The organism is Nocardia sp. NPDC049149 (assembly GCF_043197455.1).
Taxonomy (GTDB): domain Bacteria; phylum Actinomycetota; class Actinomycetes; order Mycobacteriales; family Mycobacteriaceae; genus Nocardia.
The window spans coordinates 76735-102263 of sequence record NZ_JBICTD010000009.1; the positions used below are offsets into that span (position 1 = coordinate 76735).

General features: G+C 66.3%; 21 protein-coding genes. 9 read left to right on the forward strand and 12 right to left on the reverse strand.

Translation table 11 applies throughout. The features are described from left to right. Positions 1–235: 235 nt before the first annotated feature. The 4 genes from ACGFNJ_RS31940 to ACGFNJ_RS31955 all read left to right on the forward strand — a co-directional run bounded on the left by ACGFNJ_RS31940 (position 236) and on the right by ACGFNJ_RS31955 (position 3707). Positions 236–1009 (forward strand): thioesterase II family protein, encoded by a 774-nt coding sequence (locus ACGFNJ_RS31940; protein WP_393456632.1) that lies wholly within the window; start codon positions 236–238, stop codon positions 1007–1009. Between the two features lie 14 nt (positions 1010–1023). After that, positions 1024–2445, forward strand: coding sequence for an acyl-CoA carboxylase subunit beta (locus tag ACGFNJ_RS31945; RefSeq protein ID WP_393457442.1), 1422 nt, complete (start codon positions 1024–1026; stop codon positions 2443–2445). A 333-nt stretch (positions 2446–2778) separates the two neighbouring features. Continuing rightward, positions 2779–3174 carry a hypothetical protein gene (locus tag ACGFNJ_RS31950; protein ID WP_393456635.1) on the forward strand — a complete coding sequence of 132 codons (396 nt, stop codon included), beginning with the start codon at positions 2779–2781 and terminating at the stop codon, positions 3172–3174. Positions 3175–3314: 140 nt separating this feature from the next. Beyond that, positions 3315–3707 (forward strand): hypothetical protein, encoded by a 393-nt coding sequence (locus tag ACGFNJ_RS31955; protein ID WP_393456637.1) that lies wholly within the window; start codon positions 3315–3317, stop codon positions 3705–3707. Positions 3708–3929: 222 nt separating this feature from the next. Here ACGFNJ_RS31955 and ACGFNJ_RS31960 read toward each other — a convergent pair whose 3' ends face one another. The 6 genes from ACGFNJ_RS31960 to ACGFNJ_RS31985 form a co-directional block, all read right to left on the reverse strand. Then, complete coding sequence (locus ACGFNJ_RS31960; RefSeq protein ID WP_393456640.1) at positions 3930–4955, reverse strand: hypothetical protein; 1026 nt, start codon at positions 4953–4955, stop codon at positions 3930–3932. Positions 4956–4991: 36 nt separating this feature from the next. Then, a complete protein-coding gene (locus tag ACGFNJ_RS31965) occupies positions 4992–5348 on the reverse strand; it encodes a DUF2834 domain-containing protein (RefSeq protein ID WP_393456643.1) in 357 nt (118 codons plus the stop codon). 90 nt (positions 5349–5438) lie between these two features. Next, positions 5439–6791, reverse strand: coding sequence for a cation:proton antiporter (locus ACGFNJ_RS31970; protein ID WP_393456646.1), 1353 nt, complete (start codon positions 6789–6791; stop codon positions 5439–5441). A 113-nt stretch (positions 6792–6904) separates the two neighbouring features. Then, on the reverse strand, positions 6905–7888 hold the full coding sequence (locus ACGFNJ_RS31975; protein WP_393456649.1) for a TauD/TfdA family dioxygenase: 984 nt from the start codon (positions 7886–7888) through the stop codon (positions 6905–6907). 30 nt (positions 7889–7918) lie between these two features. Further along, positions 7919–9034, reverse strand: a complete 1116-nt coding sequence (locus tag ACGFNJ_RS31980) for a hypothetical protein (RefSeq protein ID WP_393456652.1) — start codon at positions 9032–9034, stop codon at positions 7919–7921. 235 nt (positions 9035–9269) lie between these two features. After that, positions 9270–10190, reverse strand: coding sequence for a DUF1295 domain-containing protein (locus ACGFNJ_RS31985; protein WP_393456655.1), 921 nt, complete (start codon positions 10188–10190; stop codon positions 9270–9272). Positions 10191–10393: 203 nt separating this feature from the next. Between ACGFNJ_RS31985 and ACGFNJ_RS31990 the strand changes: the two genes are divergently transcribed. Further along, positions 10394–11038: a QsdR family transcriptional regulator gene (locus ACGFNJ_RS31990; protein ID WP_393456658.1), complete on the forward strand. Its 645-nt coding sequence runs from the start codon at positions 10394–10396 to the stop codon at positions 11036–11038. 37 nt (positions 11039–11075) lie between these two features. Here ACGFNJ_RS31990 and ACGFNJ_RS31995 read toward each other — a convergent pair whose 3' ends face one another. Further along, positions 11076–11678 (reverse strand): TetR/AcrR family transcriptional regulator, encoded by a 603-nt coding sequence (locus ACGFNJ_RS31995; protein ID WP_393456661.1) that lies wholly within the window; start codon positions 11676–11678, stop codon positions 11076–11078. Between the two features lie 107 nt (positions 11679–11785). Here ACGFNJ_RS31995 and ACGFNJ_RS32000 point away from each other — a divergent pair, with 107 nt between their 5' ends. From ACGFNJ_RS32000 to ACGFNJ_RS32010, 3 genes are all read left to right on the forward strand, one after another. Continuing rightward, positions 11786–11944, forward strand: a complete 159-nt coding sequence (locus ACGFNJ_RS32000) for a hypothetical protein (protein ID WP_393456664.1) — start codon at positions 11786–11788, stop codon at positions 11942–11944. Positions 11945–12084: 140 nt separating this feature from the next. After that, entirely contained in the window at positions 12085–13935 is a 1851-nt protein-coding gene (locus ACGFNJ_RS32005) for an ABC transporter ATP-binding protein/permease (RefSeq protein ID WP_393457445.1), read from the forward strand. Between the two features lie 122 nt (positions 13936–14057). Then, positions 14058–15260: a cytochrome P450 gene (locus tag ACGFNJ_RS32010; protein WP_393456667.1), complete on the forward strand. Its 1203-nt coding sequence runs from the start codon at positions 14058–14060 to the stop codon at positions 15258–15260. On the opposite strand, the gene ACGFNJ_RS32015 is transcribed toward ACGFNJ_RS32010, so the two are convergent. After that, positions 15254–15748, reverse strand: coding sequence for a hypothetical protein (locus ACGFNJ_RS32015; RefSeq protein WP_393456670.1), 495 nt, complete (start codon positions 15746–15748; stop codon positions 15254–15256). The two genes, ACGFNJ_RS32010 and ACGFNJ_RS32015, sit on opposite strands and share 7 nt — an antisense overlap. Before the next feature lie 371 nt (positions 15749–16119). Here ACGFNJ_RS32015 and ACGFNJ_RS32020 point away from each other — a divergent pair, with 371 nt between their 5' ends. Continuing rightward, on the forward strand, positions 16120–16476 hold the full coding sequence (locus ACGFNJ_RS32020; RefSeq protein WP_393456673.1) for an SSI family serine proteinase inhibitor: 357 nt from the start codon (positions 16120–16122) through the stop codon (positions 16474–16476). An 88-nt stretch (positions 16477–16564) separates the two neighbouring features. On the opposite strand, the gene ACGFNJ_RS32025 is transcribed toward ACGFNJ_RS32020, so the two are convergent. The 4 genes from ACGFNJ_RS32025 to ACGFNJ_RS32040 all read right to left on the reverse strand — a co-directional run bounded on the left by ACGFNJ_RS32025 (position 16565) and on the right by ACGFNJ_RS32040 (position 25452). After that, positions 16565–17353 carry a hypothetical protein gene (locus ACGFNJ_RS32025; protein ID WP_393456676.1) on the reverse strand — a complete coding sequence of 263 codons (789 nt, stop codon included), beginning with the start codon at positions 17351–17353 and terminating at the stop codon, positions 16565–16567. 86 nt (positions 17354–17439) lie between these two features. Continuing rightward, positions 17440–18126, reverse strand: coding sequence for a hypothetical protein (locus ACGFNJ_RS32030; protein WP_393456679.1), 687 nt, complete (start codon positions 18124–18126; stop codon positions 17440–17442). Between the two features lie 428 nt (positions 18127–18554). Next, complete coding sequence (locus ACGFNJ_RS32035; protein WP_393456682.1) at positions 18555–21551, reverse strand: BTAD domain-containing putative transcriptional regulator; 2997 nt, start codon at positions 21549–21551, stop codon at positions 18555–18557. A gap of 112 nt (positions 21552–21663) precedes the next feature. Next, positions 21664–25452, reverse strand: a complete 3789-nt coding sequence (locus tag ACGFNJ_RS32040) for a hypothetical protein (protein WP_393456685.1) — start codon at positions 25450–25452, stop codon at positions 21664–21666. Between the last annotated feature and the right edge of the window lie 77 nt (positions 25453–25529).

Genomic DNA, 25529 nt, shown 5'->3' on the forward strand with positions numbered 1-25529 from the left:
ATGAGGCGGTTCTCCTGCGCTCGGATGCGTTGGATGTCATTCACGACGTCGGTGTGACGCGGGCAACCGCTACCAGTCCAGCAACGAAATCGGTTGTTCTGCGGCATATCCGCCGTTCCGGACAACATGCCACCGGGGCCACGGCGCCGAAACCGATATCGGACATGTATCCAGCCGAGTGTGGCGCGTCTCACTAAGACCGACAGCCTGCAGCAGCGGACCGAGAGGAAAGTCCATGAACAGCGCTATATCGGTGGACACCGAACACCAAGCGCGATGGATTCGCGCATTCCATCCCGCCCCCACCGCGACACTGCGGCTGATCTGCTTCCCGCACGCGGGCGGCTCGGCCGTCTACTACCGGCCGCTGGCCCGGGCACTTTCGCTGCCGATCGAGGTGCGCGCGGTGCAGTACCCGGGACGGCAGGACCGCATGCGCGAGCCGTTCATCGATGACATCCGCGAGCTGGCCGAGCAGGTGGCGCTTGCGCTGCCGCCGGACGGCGTGCCGACCATGTTCTTCGGCCACAGCATGGGCGCCACCGTGGCGTTCGAGGTGGCACGGCGCTGGGAACGACTGGGGCACAGCCCGATCCGGCTGTTCGTCTCCGGTCGGCGCGCGCCGTCGCTGCGCGCGGACTACCAGATTCCGCTGGCCACCGACGACGATGTGCTCACCGAGATCCGCAGGCTCGCAGGCACCGACGATCGGCTGCTCGCCGAGGACGACCTGCTGCGCATGATCATTCCGGCGGTGCGCAACGATTACCGTGCGGTCGAAACGTATCTCGCGGAGCCCGAAGCCGTGGTGAGCTGCCCGACGGTCGCCATGCGCGGCACCCAGGATCCGCGGGTGTCCGGCAAGGACATCGAGAAATGGCGCGGGCACACCAGCGGCGCGTTCGCCTTGCATTCGTTCGGCGGCGGGCACTTCTACCTGGAACAGCGCTGGGATCAGGTCGCTGCCCTCGTCGAACGTCACGTCTCGTTCGGCGCGTGCGCGGCGTGATCACCGGGTCGCCGGTGGGTGCGGTACCCGAGATTTCGCGCACCGACCCCCGCGACCCGCTCGGCAGACTCGGCAGCTTCTTCGACCCCGACACCATGCGCTTGCTGCACTCCCGCGACAAGTCCGGGGTGCAGGCCGCCGTCGGCCGCGTCGACGGCGTGCGCACGATCGCGTATTGCTCCGATGCCACGGTGATGGGCGGCGCGATGGGCGTCGAAGGGTGCGCGCACATCGTCGCCGCGATCGATGCCGCCATCGATGCCCGACTGCCCGTGGTCGGCATCTGGCACTCCGGCGGCGCGCGCCTGGCCGAGGGCGTCGAAGCGCTGCACGCCGTCGGCCTCGTCTTCGAGGCCATGGTGCGCGCCTCCGGCCTGGTCCCGCAGATCTCCGTGGTGGTCGGTTTCGCCGCGGGCGGCGCCGCATACGGACCTGCGCTCACCGACATCGTCATCATGGCCCCGGAAGGGCGGATCTTCGTCACCGGACCCGACGTCGTCCGCAGCGTGACCGGCGAGCACGTCGACATGGCGACGCTCGGCGGTCCGCGCACTCACGGCACGAAGTCCGGCGTCAGCCACATCGTCGCCGCCGACGAGGCCGACGCGGTGCGGCGGGCCCGCAGACTGGTGTCGATGTGCGCAGAACAGGGCGAATTCGACTTGGCCGCAGCCGCACACGGCGATGTGGACCTGCAGGCCATGCTGCCCGCTTCGGCCAAGCGCGCCTACGACGTGCACCCGATCATCCACGAACTCCTCGACAACGTCGAAGGCGAGAGTTCGTTCGAGGAGCTGCAAGGGGGCTACGCCCGCAGCATGGTCACCGGCCTCGGTCGCCTCGGTGGGCGCACCGTCGGCGTGGTCGCGAACAACCCGCTGCGCCTCGGTGGTTGCCTGGACTCCGCGAGCGCGGAAAAGGCGGCACGTTTCGTGCGACTGTGCGACGGCTTCGGCATACCGCTGATCGTCGTCGCCGACGTGCCCGGCTACCTTCCCGGCGTCGCCCAGGAGTGGGACGGCGTGGTGCGTCGCGGCGCAAAACTGTTGCACGCCTTCGCCGAAGCGCGCGTCCCGCGCGTCACCCTGGTCACCCGCAAGATCTACGGCGGCGCCTACATCGCCATGAACGCTCGCGCTCTCGGCGCCACCGCGGTCTATGCCTGGCCCGGCGCCGAAGTCGCGGTCATGGGCGCCAAAGCGGCCGTGGGGATTCTGCACAAGAAGGCACTCGCCGCCGTTCCCGACACCGAACGCGAGGCGACACTGGAACGGTTGACCGCCGAACACGAGGCCATCGCAGGCGGCGTGGACCGGGCAGTGTCGATCGGCGTTGTCGACAAGGTGATCGACCCGGCCAAGACCCGCTCCACCCTCGCGGCCGCACTGGCCGCAGCGCCCACCCGCCCGAGCCATCACAAGAACATCCCGCTGTGAACTCTGCTCCGGTGCACAGCATTTCGCACCGAGCGCACGAACGAATGCCGGTCTCCGCACCTTTGAGGAGACCGGCATCATTCTTCGAGAACGTCGTTGGCCTCGAACGCAGTGATCCGAAACACTGCGTAACGAAACCCTGCACCAATAAGACCGCCGAGCATGGAATTCGGATACAGCGCAGGAACGATCGCCGGTGCTACGACGGCCGTAGGACGGCAGCCGAAAGATCGGTGATCACCCTGATGCGGCGCGCATCCGGAAGGCCATAGGGTCCAGGCGCAGGCCGGAAATCTCGACAGGCCAACATAATTCATACGGGGTGGAGTCAAGATGACAGATAGTCGTCGATGGTCGACGAGTACTGCTGTGTTGTACGTGCTTTGGGGCCTGCTGCACATGGGGCTCGGCGTTTCCATGGTGATCGGTGACCTCACCGACGGCGCGCCCGCCACCGAACTGGCGGCGGAAAGCCTGCTGTACTTCCTCTGCGTGAGCACGCTCGGGGCGCAAGCCATCTTCGTCGCGGTGACCATGAACCGGGTGAACAGCCATGCCGGCTACTGGCTGAACGTCGCCGTGCTCGGCGTGGTCGATCTGGCCTTCCTCGTTCTCCTCGTAGCGCCCGGCCATGTCGATCTCATCGGTGGCACTGTGGGACCGGTCATCTGGCTGCTGGCCACCGCGTGCGCCACCATCGCGCTTCGACGGGAACCGACGCGCGCCTGAGGCCGGGCCGAACGGACCGGGCCACGTACAGTTCACCACCGGCCCCGAACTCTGAGGTCTTTCGACAACTAGGGGTTTGCGGAAGCCTTGCTTGGATCGGCTCACCATTTCGTTCGACTCAGATGCGGAGGACCTGGTTTATGAGTTTGGCTCGAAGTTTCGTCGGTACGTCGGTCTTGGTGGCGAGCGCCGCCGCGACAATCACGTTAGCGTCCGGTTCGGCAGCGGCCGAGCCGCAAGGCTGCGCACTCGATCGTGGACTGACCAGCGCAACAGCGCATTGCGACGGTGACGGTGCGTACATCCTGGAAGTCGACTGCTTCGGGCTGAATCTGGCCGGTGGCAGTCCGGTGTTCGGGGCCTACCCCAAGTCGGTCACGGGATTCGCAGGCGCGGCCCGTCCGTCCCGGGACTGCATGATGCCCCTCGTTCTCGGCCAGATCGGCATCGCGACTGACGTGCGGATCACCCAGTTCCCGACCCGACCCGGTCTGCCACCGAACGCGTACGAGTACGACCCCGGCCGACGATAACGACGTATCGAACGCTGGTAAGTCATTTGGTCGACCGATCGTGGGGAACTGGTGCTGGCATCGCCCGAGAGCCGACCTGCACCAGTTCCCCGTGATCACCTGTCCAGCAACGGATCTCCGATTCCGTCTGCCCTGTGCACGACCGCTGGGCGGCTGCGGCTTTGCACCGCCCGCCTAGATTTGGCGAGGCAGAGCAAGAGCCGTACCGGTTCCGCCGGCTAGCTACTTTCCACCCGCGAGCGAGCCGAGAGTGCCGAGTGCGCTCAGTGCAGTGCCCGCGCCCGTGAGGGCGGGGCCGACGCCGCCGAGTCCGCCCAGTGCGGTGCTCGCGCCGCCGAGTGCAGTCAAGGCTTTGCCCGCATCGCCGAGTGTGCTCAGGGAATCGCCCGCACCTCCAGCGCTCTTACCGGCTGCTCCAGCGCCCTTGCCTGAGTCGCCACCGCCCAAGGCGCCCAACACCTTGCTCAAATCACCAAGTCCACCCAACGCGTCACCCGCGCCTCCAGCGCTCTTACTGGAGTCCCCGCCACCCAGAGCACCCAACACCTTGCTCAAATCACCGAGTCCACCCAAGGCATCGGCGGCGCCATCGCCGCTGTCACCGGCACTCTCCTCTGCGCCCTCGCCGGAATCACCACCGAAGAGGTCGCTGAACGAGTCCTCCCCGCCACCAAAGGAATCAGCAGACGAATCGTCCTCACCACCACCGAAGATGTCAGTCAGTGAATCCTCTCCGCCACCGAAGAGGTCACCGAACGAATTCTGTCCACCGCCGAAGGAATCACCAGACGAATCCTGTCCACCACTGAATAATTCACCGAAAGAATCCCCTACACCACCAAAGGAATCACCGAACGAATCACCCCCGCCACCAAAGGAGTCACCGAACGAGTCACCCCCACCACCAAAGGAGTCACCGAACGAGTCACCCCCACCGCCGAAGAAGTCATCGAACGAGTCGCCCGGGCCGCCGAACGAATCCTCCGCGGCCACAGCCTGTCCCGCGCCGCTGGTGGTCGCGATGCCCACGCCGATCAACGTCGCGGTCGACAGCATTGCCAATCGCGTTGCGACATAGCTTTTGCGAGGTGCACTGTGTTTGCCCATGAATTTTCCTTCGGGGTCGATCGCGTATCGGATCGTTGGTCCTACGCCGTAAAGGCAAGGGTAGGACCCGCCGAAGGAACCGACGCGCTGGGCGTCAGCTTCTAAAATTGAGTTGAGACAGCTTAATACCCCACAACACAAGCAATCATGTTGCGATCACAGTTCAATCACAACCGATCACTGCTCTTTGCCGTCCGCCCAGTCGCGAACCAGCAGGAAGAACGGTATCGCGGTGGCGATGCCCACCGAAAAGGTCAGCACGAACGAGGCAGCCCACCAGCGCACGATGCCGAGCCGCCGCGCTTCGGCGAAGGCCCACGCATGGAAGCCGAGCACCACGAAGCCGAGGTCGACCATGGCGAAGCGGCCCGGCACCGTCTTGTAGATGTCGCCGATGAAGAAGTCCTGCACCGACTTCGGCCCGTTGCGCCGCACATAGGGCAGCGCGATCGAGTTCTGCGTGATGAACGCGGCGATGAGCGTCGCGATGAGGGTCGGGCGTCGCCAGGACGTGCCAACGGTGCTGTCGGACATGAGCGGACTCCTTCGGTCGTGATGCCAACTGGTCGGTCGCTACAACCGTCATATCAGCGAATGGTCGGCTACCGGTAGTGCGCGTTCGGTTCAATCGGTCAGCGTTCGGCTTTCCGTGGTTCGGCGTTCCTCGCCGGACGGCCCGAAGACGACACCGTTCTTCCATGCGCTGCGCTCGAACATGCGCATCACGGGTGTGGCCACGAAGGTCGTCACGATGGTCATCAGCGCAAGGATTGTGTAGAGCTGGCCGGTGATGAGTCCCGCGGTCAGGCCGATGTTGAGCAGGATCAGTTCCATCAACCCGCGTGCGTTGGCGAGCGCGCCCATCGCACCCGCTTCGCGCCAGCTCATCCCCTGCCACCGAGCCACCAGCCCGATCGCGCCGAACTTGCCCGCGAAGGACACCACAAGCACGACCGCCGCCACCACCAACACCTTGGCATCGAAGATCAGGCTGAGCTTGGTGTTGAGCCCGGAGTAGATGAAGAAGGCCGGAAGCAGCAGATAGGCGGCCAACGGTTCGAATCGCTCGCGGATCGAGTCGAGCAACGCACCGCGCGGCATCACGGTGCCCGCGACGAACGCGCCGAACACCGAGTAGATGCCGACGTAGTCGGTGAACCAGCTCGACAACAGCACCACGAGCAGCACGATCGTCAGCGGAACAACGGGCAGTCCGCCTGCGCTTTCGCCGTCGCCGTCGCGTGGCGTCCAGGTGTTCAGCCGCGCCAAGAAAGGTCGGGCGACGACGGTCATGAAGACCAGGAAGGCCAAGCCACCGCCGATCGCGAGGAATGCGCCGCCCATGCTGCCCTTCGTCGTGGCGACCACCGTGGCCAGCAACACCCAGGCACAGACGTCGTCGACCGCCGCACAAGACAGCGACATCGTGCCGAGCCTGGTATTCAACAGGCCCGAGGCATAGATGATCCAGGCCAGCATCGGGAACGCGGTGATGGCGACCGCCGCCGCGACGAACAACCCGCCCTGCCACGCGCTGACCTTGTTCGTGAAATAGCCGCCTTGCGCGACCATCCACACACCGACCAGGCCACCCAGCACCAAGGGCACGCCGATACCTGCGGCCGAGGTGGCTCCCGCTTTGCCCAGATGCGACCGGAGAATCTCCAGCTTGAACGAGGCGCCGACCAGGAACATGTACAGCACCAGACCGAGCTGGCCGACGACATAGATGGCGGTGAGGTTCGGGTGCGTGATCGTCGCCGTGCCGACCGTCAATGTCGCGGGAAACAGCCACTCCTGAGCCGACGGCCACGCCCAGCCCAGCACCGAAGGTCCCAAGACGAAACCGGCGGCCATGATCGCCACCACTTGGACCTGGCCCAGCCGCCGGAACACCGGCCAGAGCAGTCGACAGGTCGCGAGAATGATCGCGACCTGGAGAAAGAAATGCGTCGTTACTTCGAGTAGTGAGGGCATGCTCAACCTCGCTGACTGATTCCGTCTGGAATCAGTGCATCATCGCTCGTGGATGGCGATTCATCCAGGGGTCAGGATCTCGGTGTCTCGCTTCGGCCGATCGCACCGCTGAGTCACCGCGTGATGACATAACCGTCGTCGGGGCGGTGGTCGCGCGAACGGCGCAGATCGGTGACGGCGAAGGTGCGCTGCAGCCAGCGATCGGCGCCGTCGTAGCGGGGACGGAAGGCGGTGCGGCCGTGCACGGTGACCCGGTTGTCGACGACGACCAGATCGCCCGGCTCGAGGACGGTCGTGTGCGCGGCCTGGTCGCAGGCTCGGCCGAAATCGGCGAGAGCGGCCTCGGCACGGGGAGTCAGGGCCCGCGTCGCGATGGTCGCCATCCGGATGTCCGGATCGTCGGGAGCGCCGGACAGGATCGGCTGCGGTGCGCGCTCGGTGTCGTCCGAACCGAAGGATGGTGGTGGCGCAGTGATGAATTCGGGCGCGGACAGGACTTGTGTGGTTGCCTCGGGCAGGAGTGGCAGCACTTCGCGCAGGCAGGCAGTGCGCAGCCCGGCGACGCGGTCGTGGTCGGCACGCAGGCACAGCAGCAGCACATAGTCCGGTTCGTGCTGATGAAAGGCGTTCTCGTTGTGAAAGGTCAGCAGCACCGAGCCCGCGTTTCCCGAGAACGACTCCTTTCCACGAATCGGCACGACGTCCTGCACCAACGCACCGGACTTCTCGGCCAGATATGCGAGCGGATCGCCGAGCACACACGCGAGCATGGTGAGCACCGCCGCGGCGACGGTCGGGTCCCGCTGCACCGAGTCCGGCAGCGACGGCGTCGCAGGCAGCATCGCCTCGTCGACCGGCAGGCCATGGATCACCTGAATACCCCGAAACCCGGAGTGCCGCCGGAATGTTCGCAGACCGCGCCGCAACGACAGCGGCAGTGCATCGCTGGCATGCCTGGCGCTGCGCACCCAGCTCGGGTCATCCACGCACCCTTCGGGGCACAAGGTGCGGGCGAGGCGGTCCACCTCGGCGGTATCCGCCGGACTCATCCGCAGATCGTCGAGATCGACAGTGGCCTGGTTGGTTTCGCGCGACATCACTGTCTCCTCATCAGCGGGGGCAAGACCTCAGCGGTGGCGAAGAGCCGCTATTGCGTCGGCGACGTAGTGGTCGCCGAAGCGAATCAGTGGCGCATAGTGCGCCGCCCGCCGATGCCGCATGGACCGGAGTTCGCCGACGGCGTTGTCCGGCCCGGAGGGTGACTGTGCGATGGAACGACGCTGCCGCACCATCGAATACGCAAGCGTGACATGGCGTTCACTGTCGATCAGATCGGCTTCGAGCAGAGCGCCTCTGGCCTCGGCGAGTTCCGGGTCTCGGTCGTGCAGTTCCTCGAACGTCTCCGGCAGCACGCTGAGCAGATCCTTCATCGCGCCACGAAAGGTCTTGTAGCCGCGGTGTTGCCGACCACTCAACGGGATCGTCACGTCCGGTGGCTGCATCGTCGGCCGGACGGCGGCCAGGTAGTACTCCACCGGGATCGTGCTTGCGTGGATCATCGCTGCGGGAAAACCGCGCACGTAGGTGGTCGCATCGTCGAGTCGCGTCAGAGCGAGATCCGCCGCGCCGCTACGCAGATGGTGCGCCGCGTCGGTGACGGCCACCGCCGCACAGATGTTGAACAGTACGTGGACCTGATGACCGACAATCCACCTGGCGGTCCATTGACGCTCCAACGAAAACCGTTCCGGCTCTTGGGCATCGGGGATGCGTGCGTCCGATGGCTCGTCGGCCGCGGTGGTGCCGGTGAGATCGAGCACGGCCTGTCGCATGCCCGCCACCTCGACCGCCAGGTCGGCGCCGGACAGTGGGGCACTACAGAGATCCCGCAGGCCACGATAGACGACGAGGACACCGTGCAGGGCCGCCTGCTGATCCGACAGCTCGACCTCGCGAACCCGAAAGAACGACTGGCTCACCGACTCTGCGGGCAGCTCCTCGCCGATGATCGGCCCGCCGGTCACCGACAGTCCGCCGACCAGCTCGCCGGCCGCGGTCACCGCATACCGCAAGGCCGTGGTCCGTTCGAGCGGCCCAGCGTGCGTGGGGACCTCGGCCAGGGTGATCGCGGTCCGTTGCGCGTCGGCCCGCACTTCGGCGCCGAGATCCGTTATCGCTTGCCCACCCTCCGGTTCCCGGAAAACAGCCACTGGCGGATACGGGACTGCCACCGAGGTACCCATAGATCAAGGCTATCCGGGATCAGCCCGGCCGCGCAGTCACTCAATCAGATCGATGTAACCAATTGCCCGGCAAACAATCTCAGCCATCGACGGCGTAACGTCCAGAACCGCAACGAGCCGTGCGCCCGCTACATCCCGGCGATGGCCTCGCCGCAACCGCTCGGCGGTGGCTTCTGGTGCGGCCATGGAGATTTCACCGAGCACGGCAAACTCGTCGCCACCGAGCCGGGCAGGGTCAGATCGAACGTCGTCGGCCGGGGACAAAGCGGTTGACGGTCTTTTGGTATTCGGCGTAGGCGGGCCGTTTGCGCACGCTGTAGTACTCGGCGGGGACAGCGCCGGTGTAGACCACCAGGGTGTTGTACATGAGGTAAACCGCAAGGCCCAGGCCAAGAATGAACAAGGCCACCTGCGCGACCGAGACGCGGTCATGCAACGCAACCGCCGACGGCACGGCCAGGATCGTGAGCGCCACCCACTGGGTCCATTGGAAGAAATAGTTGGGATGGCGGCTGTAGCGCCAGAGGCCGACGTCGCAGATCGATGTCCGGTTGTCGCTGGCGATCGCCGCCGCGGCGAAGCGACTCTTCTGTAGGTCCGAGAGGCTTTCGAGTCCATAGGCGATGAGCCACAACAGGATCGCGAGGCATTCGACGGCGGCGAGCCGGGTCGAATGGTTGGTGGAGATCAGTATCGCGGGCATCGCGAGAAAGGTGGCGTTGGCCAGCGCCTGGACGGAGATCTCGAACTGCAAGGAGACTCGTTCACTGCGGAATCCGGCGCGCTCCCAGCGACGGCGTTGATAGACGTAGCGCGGCAGTTCGTGGTCGAATTCGCCGCGGCGCCACATGCGGATTCCCCAGATTCCCATGCGGGCGCCGATGACCGTGTAGCACGCACCGACCGTAATGGTCAGTGGCGTCAACGATTCCGCGAAAATGAAGGTCTGGATGCCGATGGCGGCCAGGCCGAGTGGCCAGGCGATGTCGACGGAGGACATGCGGCCGGTGCGCCAAGCCGGGATCGCCACCACCGGGATGAAGATCGCCAGCTGTATCAGCAGGTTCCAGGCGGCGAAGTGCGCCGTCGGCGCGGCGGTCAGCAGCAGGATCCAGCCTGCGGCGAACAGCGCGTAGGTCGTGATTCGTTGTTTCATCGATCTCGCTCCGGGGTGCGCGGAAGTGCAGGTAAGCGACCTGTCAACAGCCGACTATAAGACATATTCGTAATGTGTAACATAATCGGCAACGAGATGCATGCCCATGGCCGATCAGGGAGTATGAGATCCGCAGCACACCACACCTACGCGGGGACGTCTCGCCCACCGGGCACTCCTCGCACGCCGGTAACCTCGCCCGCATGAGTCCGGTGCCTAGATCGACCCCGCCCGTCGAAGGGTGGCAGGCAGGGGCCAACCCCGCAGGCCGTGGCCGCCCCGCGGCGGCGCAACCCGACGACGTGCTCGTCGCCGCGCGGCGCCAGTTCACCGCCGAACAGCGCATCGACGTCCAAGCAATCGCCGCCGAACTCGGGCTGGGCCGAGCAACCATCTACCGCTGGTTCGGCTCACGGGAAGGACTCATCGGCACGCTGTTGCTCACCGACTGCACCGTGCTGTTCCGCCGCGCCGAGCAACGCGCCGACGACGTGACCGGAGCACATCGGGTACTGAAGACCATCGACGGGTTCAACCGTAAGCTGATGACCAACAACGCCTTTCGCGCCTACATCGAGCTGGAACAACGAGCGGCGCTCCAGGTCCTCACCTCCGCAGCAGGCACCTTCCAACCCGGTGCCGTCGCCCTGGTGACCGCATTGATCGAACGCGCGATCAATGAAGACGGCTACCAGCCGCCCCTGGAGCCCGCAACGCTGGCGTACGCCCTCGCGCGCCTGAACGAAGCATTCCTCTACAACGACGCCGTCATCGGCCTCAGCGGCGACCTCGATGTCCTCCACGACGTACTCGCCGCACTGCTCGGCATCCCACAGTCGCCTCGATGACACACTCTCGCGTAATAAGGTTGTGCCGCACCGGGTTCTAGGGTTTGAGTGCGCGTTCCAGCCCTGCGGCAACCCGGTCCAGCGGGTCGGTGGCACCCTCGGTCCGGCACAAGATGAGCGCACCTTCCATTCCGGCGATGACCAGGGTGGCCAGATTTGCGGCATCCGATTCACCGAAACCGTTGCGTGCCAAGCATTCCCGGAACGGCACTTGCCAGCGCCGGAAGATCGCACGGGCCGTCGACCGCAGCGCCTGCTCGCCGGAACCTGCGCCGAGCGCGATCGCCGCGACGGGACATCCGGCCGGCTGATCGCCGCCTGCCATGACCAGCTTCGCGGCTTCCAGGATGGCGCGCATCGCCGGGATCGGTTCCTGAGTCGCGCACACCGCGGCGATGCCCGGGCTGACCATGCCGTCGATATAGGCCATGACCTCGGTGGCCATTTCCGGTTTCCCGCCCGGGAAGTGGTGATAGATCACGCCGCGGTTGGCCCCGGCGCGCTCGGCCACCTCTCGAATCCCGGTTCCCGCGTATCCCTGCGCCCGGAACAGCAGCGCAGCCTGACGGATCATGCGCTTGCGGGTATCGCCTGCCACCAGCGGCTCCCTTTCCCACCTCTTGACTATGTCAATCGACATAGATCATACTCGCAGCACTCTATGTCGATCGACATAGACGGAAAGGCCGCCGACACCGCCCAAGCTTCCATGACGATCGGCGATTGCCAGCAGAAACGGAGTCCGACATGCCGATGCTCCCCGTGACCATGCCCACCGGAGTGCTCGCCGCCGGACTGGCCGTCACCGACGGCGCCCGAGTGTGGGTATTCATCCACGAACAGCACCGAACACCCGAAGCCAGGACGGAAGCGGGCTCCCTCCAGCGCCTCGGCGCGCCACGCTGATCGGGCAACACAGCGGCAGGTAAGCCGACGCCGCGTGTTGGTTCCACCGGGTTTGCCCAGGTAGGCAGTAACGTTTGGGTTTGCTCGCAAGGCGGCGGGCGCTCGACTGGCTGATCGACCCTAGGCGATCGGAGGCCGCGGTGCTGGCGACCCGGGACTGGAGCGACGTGCTCGCCGAGTCGGCACGGTGGGTGCTGATCGCGTTTGCCTGCACCTGCGTCACCTTCCTGGTGTGCGCGGTGGTGTTGCTGCGAACCACCAAGTGGGGCAAGCAGTTCCGGCGGGTGACCGGGGCGTACTTCACCGGGCGGACCGCATTGCGTTCGTGCGCGTACGCGGCGGCACTGCTGTTCAGCGCGGTGTTGATGGTTCGCGTGCAGGTGCTGCTGTCCTATCAAGGCAACGACATGTTCACGGCACTGCAGAAAGCCGCCGAGGTGATGGGGCGAGCGGACCAGGTAGCGCTCGACGCGGCTCAGCGCGCTTTTGTGCATTCGCTGGCCATGTTCGGTCTGCTCGCCGTCGTCGACATAGCCCGGACTCAGCTCGACTTCTTCCTCGGCCAGCATTTCGAGATCGATTGGCGCCGTTGGCTGACCGAGCATGTAAGCACCGCATGGATCGATGACCGGGCGTACTACCGCACTCGATTCATCGATGACCCCATCGACAATCCCGATCAGCGCATCCAGCAGGACGTCGGCGACATGATCTCCAGCACCAGAGCGCTGTCGCTCGGTGCGGTGACCGCGGTGCTCTCGGTGGTGTCGTTCACCAAGATCCTGTGGGAGCTGTCGGCGCCGCTGGGCCTGTTCGGTATCGAAATACCCAGGGCCATGGTATTTTTGCTCTTCACCTTCGTGTTGATCGCCACCAGCGGCGCCTTCTGGATCGGCCGCCCGCTGATCCGGCTCGGCTTCGACTACCAGGCCGCGACGGCACACTTTCGGTACGCTCTGGTGCGGTTGCGCGACAACGCCGAGCGAGTCGCCTTCTATCGCGGTGAAGCCACCGAAAAGCGGTCACTGTTAACACTTTTCACGAAAGTGCTGAGCATCTACCACGGGCTGGTGCTGCGCACGACCTGGTTCATCGGCTGGAACCAGGCCGCCAACGAGGTGGCCGTGATCCTGCCGTGGCTACTGCAATCACCGCAATTCTTCGCGGGCAAACTGACTCTCGGCGATGTGCAGCAGACGACCGCAGCCTTCGGCCACATCCAGAACTCGTTGTCGTTCTTCCGCAACAGCTATCGCGATTTCGCCGCGTTCCGCGCCACCCTGATGCGACTGGACGGCCTGCGCAAGGCCTGCGCGCAGGCGCACGAGCTGCCCGCGATCGGGGCACGCACGCTCGACGACGCGGTAGAGCTGGACAAGGTCATGGTGGCCAGGCCCGACGGTAACGTGCTCATCGCGGATCTGCGGCTGCGACTGCGTGCGGGGGACGCGGTGGTGATCAAGGGTCGCTCCGGCAGCGGCAAGACCACCCTGCTCCGCGCGATCGCCGAATTATGGCCGTACACAAGCGGTATCGCCGGACTGCCGGCCGACGCCATGTTCTTGTCCCAGCTGCCCTATCTTCCGCTCGGCGACCTCCGCTCAGCAGCAACCTATCCGGCGACCCCCGATAAGACCACGGACGCGGCGCTCGGCGCGGCGCTGGCCAAGGTGCGACTGGATCACCTGGTCCCCAGGCTGGACGAGACAGCCGACTGGGCGAGCATCCTCTCCCCCGGCGAGCAGCAACGTCTCGCTTTCGCCAGGATCATCCTGCTCCGCCCCGCCGCAGCCTTCCTGGACGAGGCGACCTCGGCCGTGGACGAGGAACTGGAATTCGCCCTGTACCGGCTGATTCGCACCGACCTGCCCGACCTGATCGTGGTCAGCACCGCGCACCGCGCCACGGTGGACCAGCACCATACCGCCAGGCTGGTGCTCGACGGTGTCGGCGGTTGGTCGCTCGAACCCAACAAGGGTGCGCCCGCTTGATCGAGGTGGATTGACTCGCGCCCACCTCGACGTGAACGCGCAATTCGCCTGCGGCAGGCGGCCGCTGCTGCCTATTCGGCGAAGTCGGACGCACCGATGGTCGATTGGCGATACTGAGTGTCATGACCGCTGTCACCGCGTTGGACCTGCCCGAATTCGACTATCTGGCACCGGATCTGACCGGCGCCGTCTACCACGAGCGGCTGGCCGAGGTAGCCGCGCAAGGGTGGTTGGCCCGCGCGCCACTCGGTTTCGTGGTGCTGGAGCGTGCGGCGGGCGAGTTCTTTCTGCGGTCGCGGCACACAGCGTTTCCCGGGCGTGAGATCGCCCAGTTCTTCGGAGTAGGCGGCGGCAGGCTCGCCGGCCACATCGACGCCAACATTCTCAACCTGTCCGGCGACGTGCACCGTCGGCTACGCAAGCTCGTCGGTCCGGCCTTCACCCCACACGCGGCGGATCGCTGGCGCCCGACGATGCGCGAGTTCCTGGCCAGGATCGGTGCCGACATCGGCCCGTCGACGTCCTGTGAATTCGTCGCCGCGGTCGCGAAACCCTATGCCTCGCTCATGATCTCGACGGTGCTCGGCGCATCCGAGGACGACGCGCCGCGCCTGCACGAGTGGTCGAATTGGATTCAGAAACAATTCGACGTCAAGGCGCTGTCCACCGAACTGCCGCGCATCGAACAAGCGCTGGATGAGGCATACGCCTACGTCGAGGCGCTCCTCGCGCGCCACCGCAGCGAACCCGCTGACGACCTGGTCGGGGCGCTGCTTGCTGCCGAAGACGAGGGCACCGGACTGTCCCACGACGAGTGCGTGAACCTGGTGCTCAATGTCCTCGCCGGCGGCGTCGACACCACGCAAAGCCAACTCGCCCATGGCATCCGGCTGTTCGCCGAGCACCCCGACCAATGGGCGCTGTTGCGCGACCGTCCCGACCTGGTCGACCAGGCGGTGTCGGAAATCCTACGGCTGGAGCCGATCACACCGTTCACCGCGCGAATCTGCGTCGCGCCGATCGAATACCGCGACGTGACGTTCCCGGAGAACACGATCCTCGCGATCTGCGCCGAGCGCGCCAACCGGGAAGCACCGGAGGGCAACGACTTCGACATCACCGCCGAGCGCGACACCCGCGTCCTCACCTTCGGCGCGGGCGCCCACTACTGCCTCGGCGCGAACCTCGCCCGCGCCGAACTCGCTGAAGCGCTGAGCTATCTCTCGACCCGGATGCCCGAACTGACACTCGACGGAACTCCGGAAGCGACCGGCGTGGAGGGCATCTACGGGATGCACTCCTTACCGATTCGCTGGTCTCAGTAGGGCGCGGGCACGTCGATGACCAGCTCGTTCGGGGTGGGGTTCGTGCTCACCTGAACGGCAACGCGGCCCGAACCTTCGAGCGTGAAAAAGGCGGCGTTCCAGCCGTAATGGCCGTCGTACTGGGTGCTGCGGGTTTCGGTTTTGCTCACGCCGGTGTCCAGATTGCGCATCGTGACCGTTGCGGGGATCGAGCAGGTGTTTCCGCCGCCCGGTGCGGCCGACAACGAGCCGAACGGACCGGTCGCGGCGTCACGGGCAAAGTTCACCGTCACCCGCGCCGAACTATCGTGGAAGTCGGCGAATTCACGGGCTTGCTGCCCCTGACTCGCCGAAACCTCGGCGTTGACCGTTCCCGAACATCCCGATCCGCCATCGATGTGTGCGGGTTCGAAATGCACCGGGTCCGCGGCGGCGGGCCCCGCGGATACTACGACTGCGAACATCGGCAGGATCGACACTGCCGCGAACTTCAGCACGCCTCGCATCATGACTCCCATCCTTGCTCAGATCGACCGGCTTGCGTGTGCTGTGCACCAAACACAGTCCGGCAATTATCAGGCAAACACTCACGCTAGCAGAGTCGACAAGCCTCTGACCTGGAAAAGTGGACCTTCAGCACGGCTCTGAGAGATCTCTAATGATTGCTCAACCATTGCTGAAGATCGGTCGCCTACGGTCGATATTGCTAGTCGTTCGGTCCGTACCCGCGACGCACAGGAGAAAACACTCGATGACCGCTCACACCCTCAGGGCCCGAATCCGCGCCATGAACGCACTCACCAGAACCCGCAGTTTCCAGCGACGTTCTGCCAGTGTCGCCGCCGCGGCTGCGATGGCTGTCCTAGCTTCGGGATGTGCGATGGGATCCGCCCCCGCCGAACCAGTCGGCCGTGATCACTTGGTATTGACGGTGTCCAACAGCGCAAACCCGAACGCCAACGGGACATTTGACCTGTGGTGCAACCCCGCAGGCGGCGACCATTCCGCCCCGGACGCGGCCTGCGCGAAGTTGGCAAGCTTCGGCCCGGGACAGGATCCCTTCGCGCCGGTGCCGGCAGACGCCATCTGCACGCAGCAGTACGGCGGACCCGAGGTTGCCCGCGTAGTGGGAACCTGGGCGGGACGTCACGTAGATGCGTCGTTCAATCGGACCAACGGATGCGAAATCAGCCGCTGGGACAGCCTCGTCCCACTGCTGCCCGAAGTCCCCGCGTGACCGTTGGCATCTCAGCCGCGCACCGTGGCATCGTTCCGGGACTGCCGACCAACGTCTGCACCTAGGGCAGTCCCGGACCGTCGCTAGCTCAGCACCGCACACCAGTGACGGCAAATCGCTCGACTTCCGCCACGTGCCCGCCAGTGGCGACCGCGACGGTCAGGACGGCTGGGCAGCTCGTCGAGAACGGGATGCTCGCGGTCCACGGTGCATTCGCGCCGCCTGCGGGGATCCCAGCGCGCTCACCGATGGGTAGCTGTTGATCCGAGCGGAGGACTCGCAGCCGAAGGCTCTCGTCGACACCCGATAGCACGCCGCTGACGGTGACCGGCGACTTCACCGTTGTCCCGTAACCGGGTTCGGTCACCGTGAGGGTGCTGTCGTCGGTGCCGACCACCTCCCACGGTGCATCCGAGCCAGTGCCGATACGGGCAAGATGCACCACCGCCGCAGTCACTGAGTCACCATTCGGATTGTCGAAACCCACACTCACCCAGGCTTGTTCATCGCGGACCGAGGTATCGACCACCGCGTCGACATTCGCATAGCCGAGATACTGCTGGGTGAAAGACAATGCGGTCGTCTCGGCGTCGAGATGCCACGGTTGATGCCCACCGTCACGATAGGCACGCTGCCACACGTCCGCGGCGGCAACACTCTCGAACGGCCACAGCGGCTGATAGCCGAAGCGATCGGGTGCGGTCGGCGCGCTAGGAGAAGGAGCCGCGGTCGGACTGGAGGATTGTGACGGTGGCGTGCCCGTTGGCGTCGAAGTCGGGCTGCCACGCCCACTCTCACCACACGCGACGGACACGGTCAATGCGACAGCAGTCAGCAGGACGGCGCTCACCCAACGGCGTTGTGCGGCAGCATTCATGATCGACGCTCCTGGTCGCCCCTCGTCTATCGACTGTGCCACGATCGGCATCGCACAGGGAAGGGCCAAAGTCCCTCCCTACGAGGTCAGTACTTCGAATTCAAGTAGTGGGCGGCGTGTTGGGTCCACGTCTGTCCGGTGTTGTCGAATTCCTGGCCCGAGTAGCCCGTGTGGGTGCCGCGCGGCCACGGCGTGAGATATCCGGCGGTACCTTCGATCGCCGCGAGATACCGATGGACGTTCTGATTCGGGTGGATGGTCACCATCTGCACGAGTTCGCTGATGATCATCGGACCGGTGTTGCCGAGCCGAGCACCTTCGACCAAAGAGAACGGGCCGACCGCCGCGTCGACGAACCGCAGCGGCGAATCGGGTGGACTCGCGGTGATGATATCGAACGGGTTGGCGTATTCACGCACATCCAGATCCGGCCACGGCCCGTGCTCCCCGTGCAGTCCGTGCGTGTCGCCACCACACCTGTCATGCACCGAATCACCGCTCCTGCGTAACGGATTGGCGATGAATATCGCAAACGCGATGTCGAGCGGACTTCCGTCATCATTGGCGAATTCCCCCGACGCCACACCTTCGAGAATCGTGCTCGCACAGATTCCCCCGAGCGAGTAACTGATCAGGCCGCACACATTGTCGGTGTCGCGGATCGCCGCGACCCCCGCGGCGACACCGATCGCCACAGACCGCTCCAACGACGGCGAGAACACCGTGCCGCCGGGGCCGAAGGAACTGATCTGCGCAGGCCAAATCGGCTCCACACAACGGAATTTCGAAGGATCCAACAAATCGGTAACCTCGGCCACCATTCCAGTCGGCGCCCCGCCAGGCCCCCTCGGTTCACCGGTACCTCGAAAAGTGATGATGTCATACATGATTCGAACTTTCTTCGCCTAGCAGGTCGCGGTACGTGGCACTACCCGTTCACAACGCAGCTGCCTGGAGTCCTTGTCGCCGTCTTTGCCGACAAGGACTCTCCCCTCCGGCAGGAGCGTGTGGTGTGCCGGGCACGAGGTGGGACAGCGCTGGCTCCCAGTAGCGGTTGTCGAATAGTGAGCGACTCACGGGAACGAAGAAAGTCTTCAACACCGCCGTCTCACGGGTGTCTCAACGGTGTTTCACCGAGACCGCACGCCGCTCCTCACCGATCTGCTGTGGCAGCATCTGACTCGCTCAGCCAGCAGCGTTCCTACTCCCGCACAGATCTGCGGGAGGCGAGTTGCTGTTGCACATCTCGGAGTCGATCGACGTGACGCTGCCAACCGAATCCTGACCTGGCGTAGTACCCGGTTGTCTGTCCGACGAGCAGTGCGGCGGTCTCCGCTTCGCCGGTGGCGAGGGCGAGGGCGGCGGAGACCGGGCGGACGGCCAGCCACTGGATGCCGCCGGGCATAACGTGGGCATACACCTTGTCCAGCAGCGACCTCGCTTCGGCCAGTTCACCTTTGCGGATCAGCACCCAGGCTAGATCGATATCGGCCATGCTGATGCCGCCGTTCAGGAAGGATTGTGCTGTGCGGCAATGCCGTTCCGCGTTGTCCAAGCGATTGGCCGCCAGTTCTACGGCGGCACGGATCAACTCGTTGTGGGACAGGACTCGGCGTTCGTCCACGCGCTTGGCGTAGCTGCCGGAACGCCGGACGCAGTTGTCGGATTCGTCGGCAGCGGCGAGCGCGTCCGCACTTCGGCCAAGGGCCAGCAGCGCCGCTGCCCGATTGTTGAGCGCGCGGGCCAGCTCGTGGTCGTTGCCGGACTCTTCGTGGAGCCGGATCGCTCGCTCGATGTTGGCCATTCCGGCGTCGGCCAGCCCGGCGAACAGTTCGGCGGCACCACTGGCGTTCGCGAACATCGGCATTCGCTTCCGGTCACCGATGCGCCGCGCATGCATTTCACCGGCTTCCAACGTGGCAACGGCTGCCCCGAGTTGACCACGTTTGATGTCGACGATCCCTCGGTAGTAGCAGATCTCGAGCACGAGCCCGTCGTCGTCCATCGTTGCCGCCAGTTCGTCGGCTTTGGCGAACACGTCCGCCGATTCGTCGAGCCGATCGACCATCAGCAGATGAAACGCGTACTTGCTCAACGCGTTTGCCCGTTCCTCGGCGGTTGCCGCGGCGGCGTTGATCAGCGCTTCGAAGTGCCTGCTCGCGTCGCGATACCGCCCGCGCTCCTTCCATGGGGCGTGCATGGCCACGGCCAGCTGCAGACCGAGATGTTCCCAAGGCGCGCCTGCCGAATATTCCAAGGCCTCCAGCACGTTCGGCCACTCGGCGAACGCCGCGGCAGTAGCGCGGCCGGACCCAGCGTCGTCGGCCGTCCGCACCAACTCCAGACACCAGGCGACATGCTGTTGCCGGGTGGACGCCCGTTCCCCGGCCTCGACCAGCATGGTCGAGGCGTAGTCCCGCACCGTTTCCCGCAGCGAGAAACGCCGGTTGCCGGCGTCCATCGACACGGCGACCAGACCGCGGTCCACCAGCCGCGCCAATGCCGGTGCGACATCGTCCTTTTCGAGGCGACCGGACGGCACCACCCACTCGGCCGATTCGAGCGCGAATCCACCCGCGAACACCGATATCCGGCGTAACACCGCCTGTTCCAGCGGATCGAGCAGCGCATAGCTGCAGTCCAACACCGCGCGCAGGCCGACATGCCGATCATCGCCTGCTTCGCGTCGACCGTCCATGAGCAGCCGGATCCGTTCATTGATCCGTTGCGCGAGTTGCGGAATGCTCGAGATCGAGGTGAGGCCTGCGGCCAGCTCGATGCCGAGCGGCAGCCAGTCCAGCGCGGCGCACACCGCCGCCAGCTCGGGACGCTGGCCGGCAGGGACCGGCCGAAGGGCGCGTTCGGCGAACAGCTCGAGACCCGCGGCCTCATCCAATGGCCCGACCCGCAGCGCGACCGCGCCGGGAAACTCCAGCTTTCGTCGCGAGGTCACCAGCACGGTGAGCCCGGGGATCTGCGCCATCAGTCCAGCGAGGGTCACCGTGAGCTCATCGAGCATGTGCTCGGCGTTGTCGAGCAGCAGCAACGCACCTGACATCGCGCCGGTGACCCACTCTCGACAGGTCTCCGGTCCCGCATCGCCTGCGACCGCGACGGCGATGGCCCGGTACAGCGAATCCTTGCGATGCATCGGCGTCAGTTCGACGAACACCACGGGCACACCGGAGTCGGCGACGCGTTGCGCCGCCTCGAGCGCAAGCCGGGATTTGCCGCTCCCCGGTCCGCCGACGACGGTCACCACACCGCGCTGTTCGAGGCCGTCAAGCACGTCTGCCAGCTCGCGCCGCCTGCCGACGAACGTGTCGTTGGCTGCCGAATGTCCGTTGATGGCAGTTCTTTTGGCGCCTTCGACCGCTGCGGCATACCGCAGCCTCGGCGGTTGCAACGAGGAATCGTGCCGGAGAATGCGCAACTCGAGCTCGGCGGTTTCCGGTGTCGGGTCGACACCGAGCTCCTCGGACAGGGTCCGCCGCAACCGGCCGAGCCGATCGAGGGCGTCTGCCTGACTTCCGGTTCGATACAGCATCAACGCGAACAAGCGCGCGAGCGGCTCGTGCAGCGGGTGCTCGGACACCAAAGTGGCTAGTTCCGTTGCCATTTCAGCACCGGAACCGAGCTGCAACGTCGCCTCCATGCCGGCCACGACCAGGCTCAGCCGCCACTCGCCGAGCCGAGCCGCCTCCGCATCGGCGAACGGCGGGGACATCAGATCCGCCAAAGCCGGTCCGCGCCAGCACCGTAACGCGGCGTCGGCGGCCGACCGCACCGCCGCGTGATCGCCGGCCCGCCGAGCCGCGTGCATGCGTTCCGCCGCCGACTCGGCCGCGAGCAGATCGCCGACGGCAACGGTGGTCCAGTACCCCGCGGGCGATCGCATTACCGCATGGCCATGGGCGCCGAGTGCCGCACGCAGCCGCGAAATCAACACGCGCAGCCGCGCGGCAGGCCGGTTCAGCTCGCCATCCCCCCAGAGATCCACGGCCAGTTGCCCATCCGAGACCGGCGTGCCACGCGCCAGCGCGAGCCGGACCAGCGCGGCCCGCTCCAACGGACGATCGACGCCGACATCGCGATCACCGTCGATGACCCGCACGGGGCCGAGAATCTGCACCTCCGCGGCATCGGGGGCAGCCCCGTAGCCCGAACGCGACCCGAAGTCCCCCAGCGTCCCTATCATCGAAAAACACCCACCACCAGCACAATCCCCCTCACAAACCGATCCACACCTGGTAGGCGTTCCCTCGGTGGTAACGAATCGTGCCTTCGACTGTCACACCCTGCGATGGTCGCTAGGAGCAGGGCGGATGGTAGGGATACTGCCCGAATCGGGTGGCCCATTCGGCTTCGGTGATGGTGGGTCCGTTCCAGTCGCACACCCGCTGGATCGCCTGATCGACATCGGTTTCCCAGATGCGGATGGCACGGTCGCGTCCTGCCGAGGCCAGGGTGTGGCCGTCCGGGTGGAATGCCAGCGCGTAGACGAGGTCGGTGTGCCCGGAGAGGATGGCGCGCACCTCGGGGTGATCGGGTCGGCGCACATCCCAGAGCCGCACGCTGCCGTCGTTGCCTGCCGTCGCCAATGTCCTACCGTCCGAGCTGAAAGCGACGCCGTTGACCTGGCCCGTGTGCCCGGGCAGCGTGGCCAGCTGGCGGCCGTCGGTGTCCCACACTCTGGCCGTGCTGTCCCACCCTGCCGTGGCCACGGTGCGGCCGTCCGGGCTGAAGGCCACCGCGCGCACGACGTGGGTGTGCCCGGCGAGAACGGCCCCCGACGTCGGCCGTCGCGGGTCGGTGACATCCCACAGGCGGGCGGTGCGGTCGTAGCTGCCGGTGACCACGGTGTGGCCGTCCGAGCTGAACGCGACGGCCAGCACACGATCCGTGTGCCCCTCCATGACGGCGAGCTGCTGAGGTTTGCTCGGGTCGGTGGCGTCCCACGTTCGTGCGGTGTGGTCCTCGCCGCCGGTGAGCAGGATGCGTCCGTCGGGGCTGAACGCCACGGCGCGCACGATTCCGGTATGCCCGGCGAGCACCCCGGATCGGACCGGGCGGGCCGGGTCGGCGAGATCCCACAGGTGCACGAGCCCGTCGTCCGCGGCGACCGCCATGATCCGGCCGTCCGGCCGAAATGCGATGGACCGCAGCCGTTTCGGGTACGGCAGGGTGCTGAGTACGGTGGGGCGGGTCATGTCGGTGGTGTCCCAGATGCGCAGGACGCCGTCCCACCCGGCCGAGGCCATGACCCGACCATCCGGACTGAACGCCACGGTCAGCACCAGATCGGTGTGACCGGTCAGCACCGGTCCCGGCAGCGGCCACACCCGCGCGGAGTTGTCCCAGCTTCCGGTCGCCATGAGACGGCTGTCCGGACTGAACGCGACGGCGTAGACGCCTTCGGTATGTCCGTTCTGGCCAAGGAGACTCGGCTCGCGGACATTGGTGATGTTCCACACCGTGGTGGTCCGGTCGGCGCTGGCGACGGCGACGGTCCGGCCGTCCTGGCTGATGGCCACCGCCTTCACCTCGTCGGTGTGGCCGGGGAACGTCGCGAGAACCGCAGCGCGATCCGGCACGCCCGTGTCCCAGAGCCGAGCGGTGTTGTCTGCTCCGCCGGTGAGCAGGGTGCGTCCGTCCGGGCCGAAGGCGAGCGTTGAGACCTTCTGCCCCTCCGCCAGCGAGCCGATCGACCGTGCTCGTCCGGGATCGCTGAGATCCCAGAGCCGCACGCTGCCGTCGGCGGTGGCGATGGTGCGCCGGTCCGAGCTGAACGCGACCGCCGTCACCGCGTTGGTGTATCCGTCCAGCGTCCCGATCTGACGGGCGTTGCGGGGATCGGCGACGTTCCACAGCCGCACGATTTTGTCGTCGCCGCCGGAGATCATGACGGCGCCGTCGGGGCTGAACGCCACCGACCGAACGGGCGCCGTAGTCGGCAGGACCGTGGGCGGCCTGTCGCGATCGGTCATGTCCCACAACCGAATCGAGCTGTCCTCGCTGCCTGTCGCCAGCACCCGGCCGTCCCCGCGGAAGGCGGACGATGTGACGATTCCGGTGTGTCCGTCCAGTACCTGCGGATCGGCGAGCGTCGCGACGTTCCACAGCCGGACCTGGCGGTCGTCGTCGGTGGTGACCAGCACCCGCCCGTCCGGACTGAACGACACCGAGGTGACGGTGTCCGGATGATCCAGTCGAGTGAACCGTGGCCGTGCGGCGGCGCTGAGCAGGCCGCTGCGGGTGTCGATGGTGGGGACGAGCCGGTATGCGGCCAGCACGAGCTGGCCTGCCAGACCGGGATCCGTCTCGGCCAGGGTCGGCGCCTCGACGACGATCTTCTGCGCGACGGCGAGGTCGCGTTGCTCCTTGGCGGTGTGCTCGGCGCGCATCGCGTACACGGTCGAGATCGCCACGATCAGCAACAGCACGGTGAGCAACGCGACGAGCTGGCGCAGGCGCCTGGTCCGCCGCCGGGCCGCCTCCTGCTCGGCGGCCTCGGCCGCCACGCTCGCCGCGACGAATCGCCGTTCCCGGTCGGTCAGCGTCGCGTCGTTGCCTGCGGCCCAATCGCGGGCAAGAGTAAGGCGCGCACCGCGATACAGCGCACCGGGATCTCGATCGACCGATTCCCAGGCCTGCGTGGCATCAGTGAGATGGCGATGCACACGTAGTCCGTCGCGGTCGTCGTCGAGCCAGCCCCGCAGCCGCGGCCAGCCGCGGATCAGTGCCTCGTGCGCGATCTGGACGTGGTCGCGGTCGGCGGTCACCAGACGTGCGTTGGTCAGGGTCTCGAGCACCGAGGTCGTGGCCGGGTCGGTGTCCAATTCGGCCCGTGGCACCCGGCGTCTGGTGTCCTCGGTGCCTTCGCCCGGCGCGGTCAGCCGCAGGAACAGCCCACGCGCCAGCTGCTTTTCGGTCGCGTCGAGACCGTTGTAGACCTGCTCGGCCGTGTAGGCGATGGCCTGGTCGATGCCGCCCGTCTCCTCGTAGCCGACCAGGGTGAGCCGGGTGCCGCGCCTGCGTCGCCAGGTCTCCAGCAATGCGTGCGACAGCAACGGCAACACCGCCGGTTGCCCGGCCGCCTCGGCGACCAACCGGGAAACCAGCGCGGTCTCCGCGATCAGGCCTGCGCGCGTGGCGGGTTCGACGATGGCATCCCTGAGCTGATCGGCGCTCATCGGACCCACCGGGACCTGGGCATCACGCAGCGCGGCAACCAATTCGGGGTACTGCAGGCAGTGGCCGTAGAAGTCGGCGCGCACGCCGAGCACCACCCTGGCTCGGCTGGTCGGCGCGGTCGACGCCGCGATCAGCGCCGCGATGAACGCGGCCCGCTCCTGATGCGCGCGGCAGAGCGTGAACACTTCCTCGAATTGATCGATCACCATCAGCAGATCGGCGCCGTCGGGTTGGCCGATCATGGCCTGCCGGATGCGCAGATGCAGATTGCCGGAGTCGGCGCTCAGTTCGGCCTTGAGCGTCACCGCCGACTCGCCGGTCAACTCCGCCAACCGGACCGCGAGCTCCTCCAGCGGATGCGGTCCGGGGGTGAACAACAACGTCGGCTGTGGCCCGGTGCCGAACACCCCTTCGCTCAGCGCGGTGGCCACCAGGCCTGCTCGCAGCGCCGAGGACTTCCCCGAGCCCGACGCGCCGAACACTCCGAGCAGCCGTCGCTCGCGTACCCGGGACAGCAGGTCGGCGACCAATTCATCCCTGCCGAAGAATCGTTCGGCGTCCCCCGGCTCGAAGGCGGCGAGCCCGACGTAGGGTGCGGGGGCCGCCGCGTCGTCTCCGCTGATGGCGTCCGCGGCGAAGGCCAGCTCCGTCTCGACCGCATACCAGCGCGCCCGCCACTCTTCGCGTTCCCCTCCGCATGCCTTCACATAGGCCAAGGTCACCGCCAAGGTCGGCAGCTTCCGCCCGGCGGCTGCCTGGGACAGCACGGCAGGCGAGTAGTGCGCGAGCGCACTCAACTCGCGATAGGTCGGGCTACCTGCCTGCTCCCGAAGCAGGCGCAGCTGCGCGGCGAACACGCCCAACGGCCCGTTGGGTGAGTCCAGCGGCCGCTCTTGTCGAGGCACGTCGCCCCTCCCTGACATCCACCGGGCGCCGCAGGCCGGACATTGTTTGTCTGGTTGCGCGCGCCGGAACAAAACAA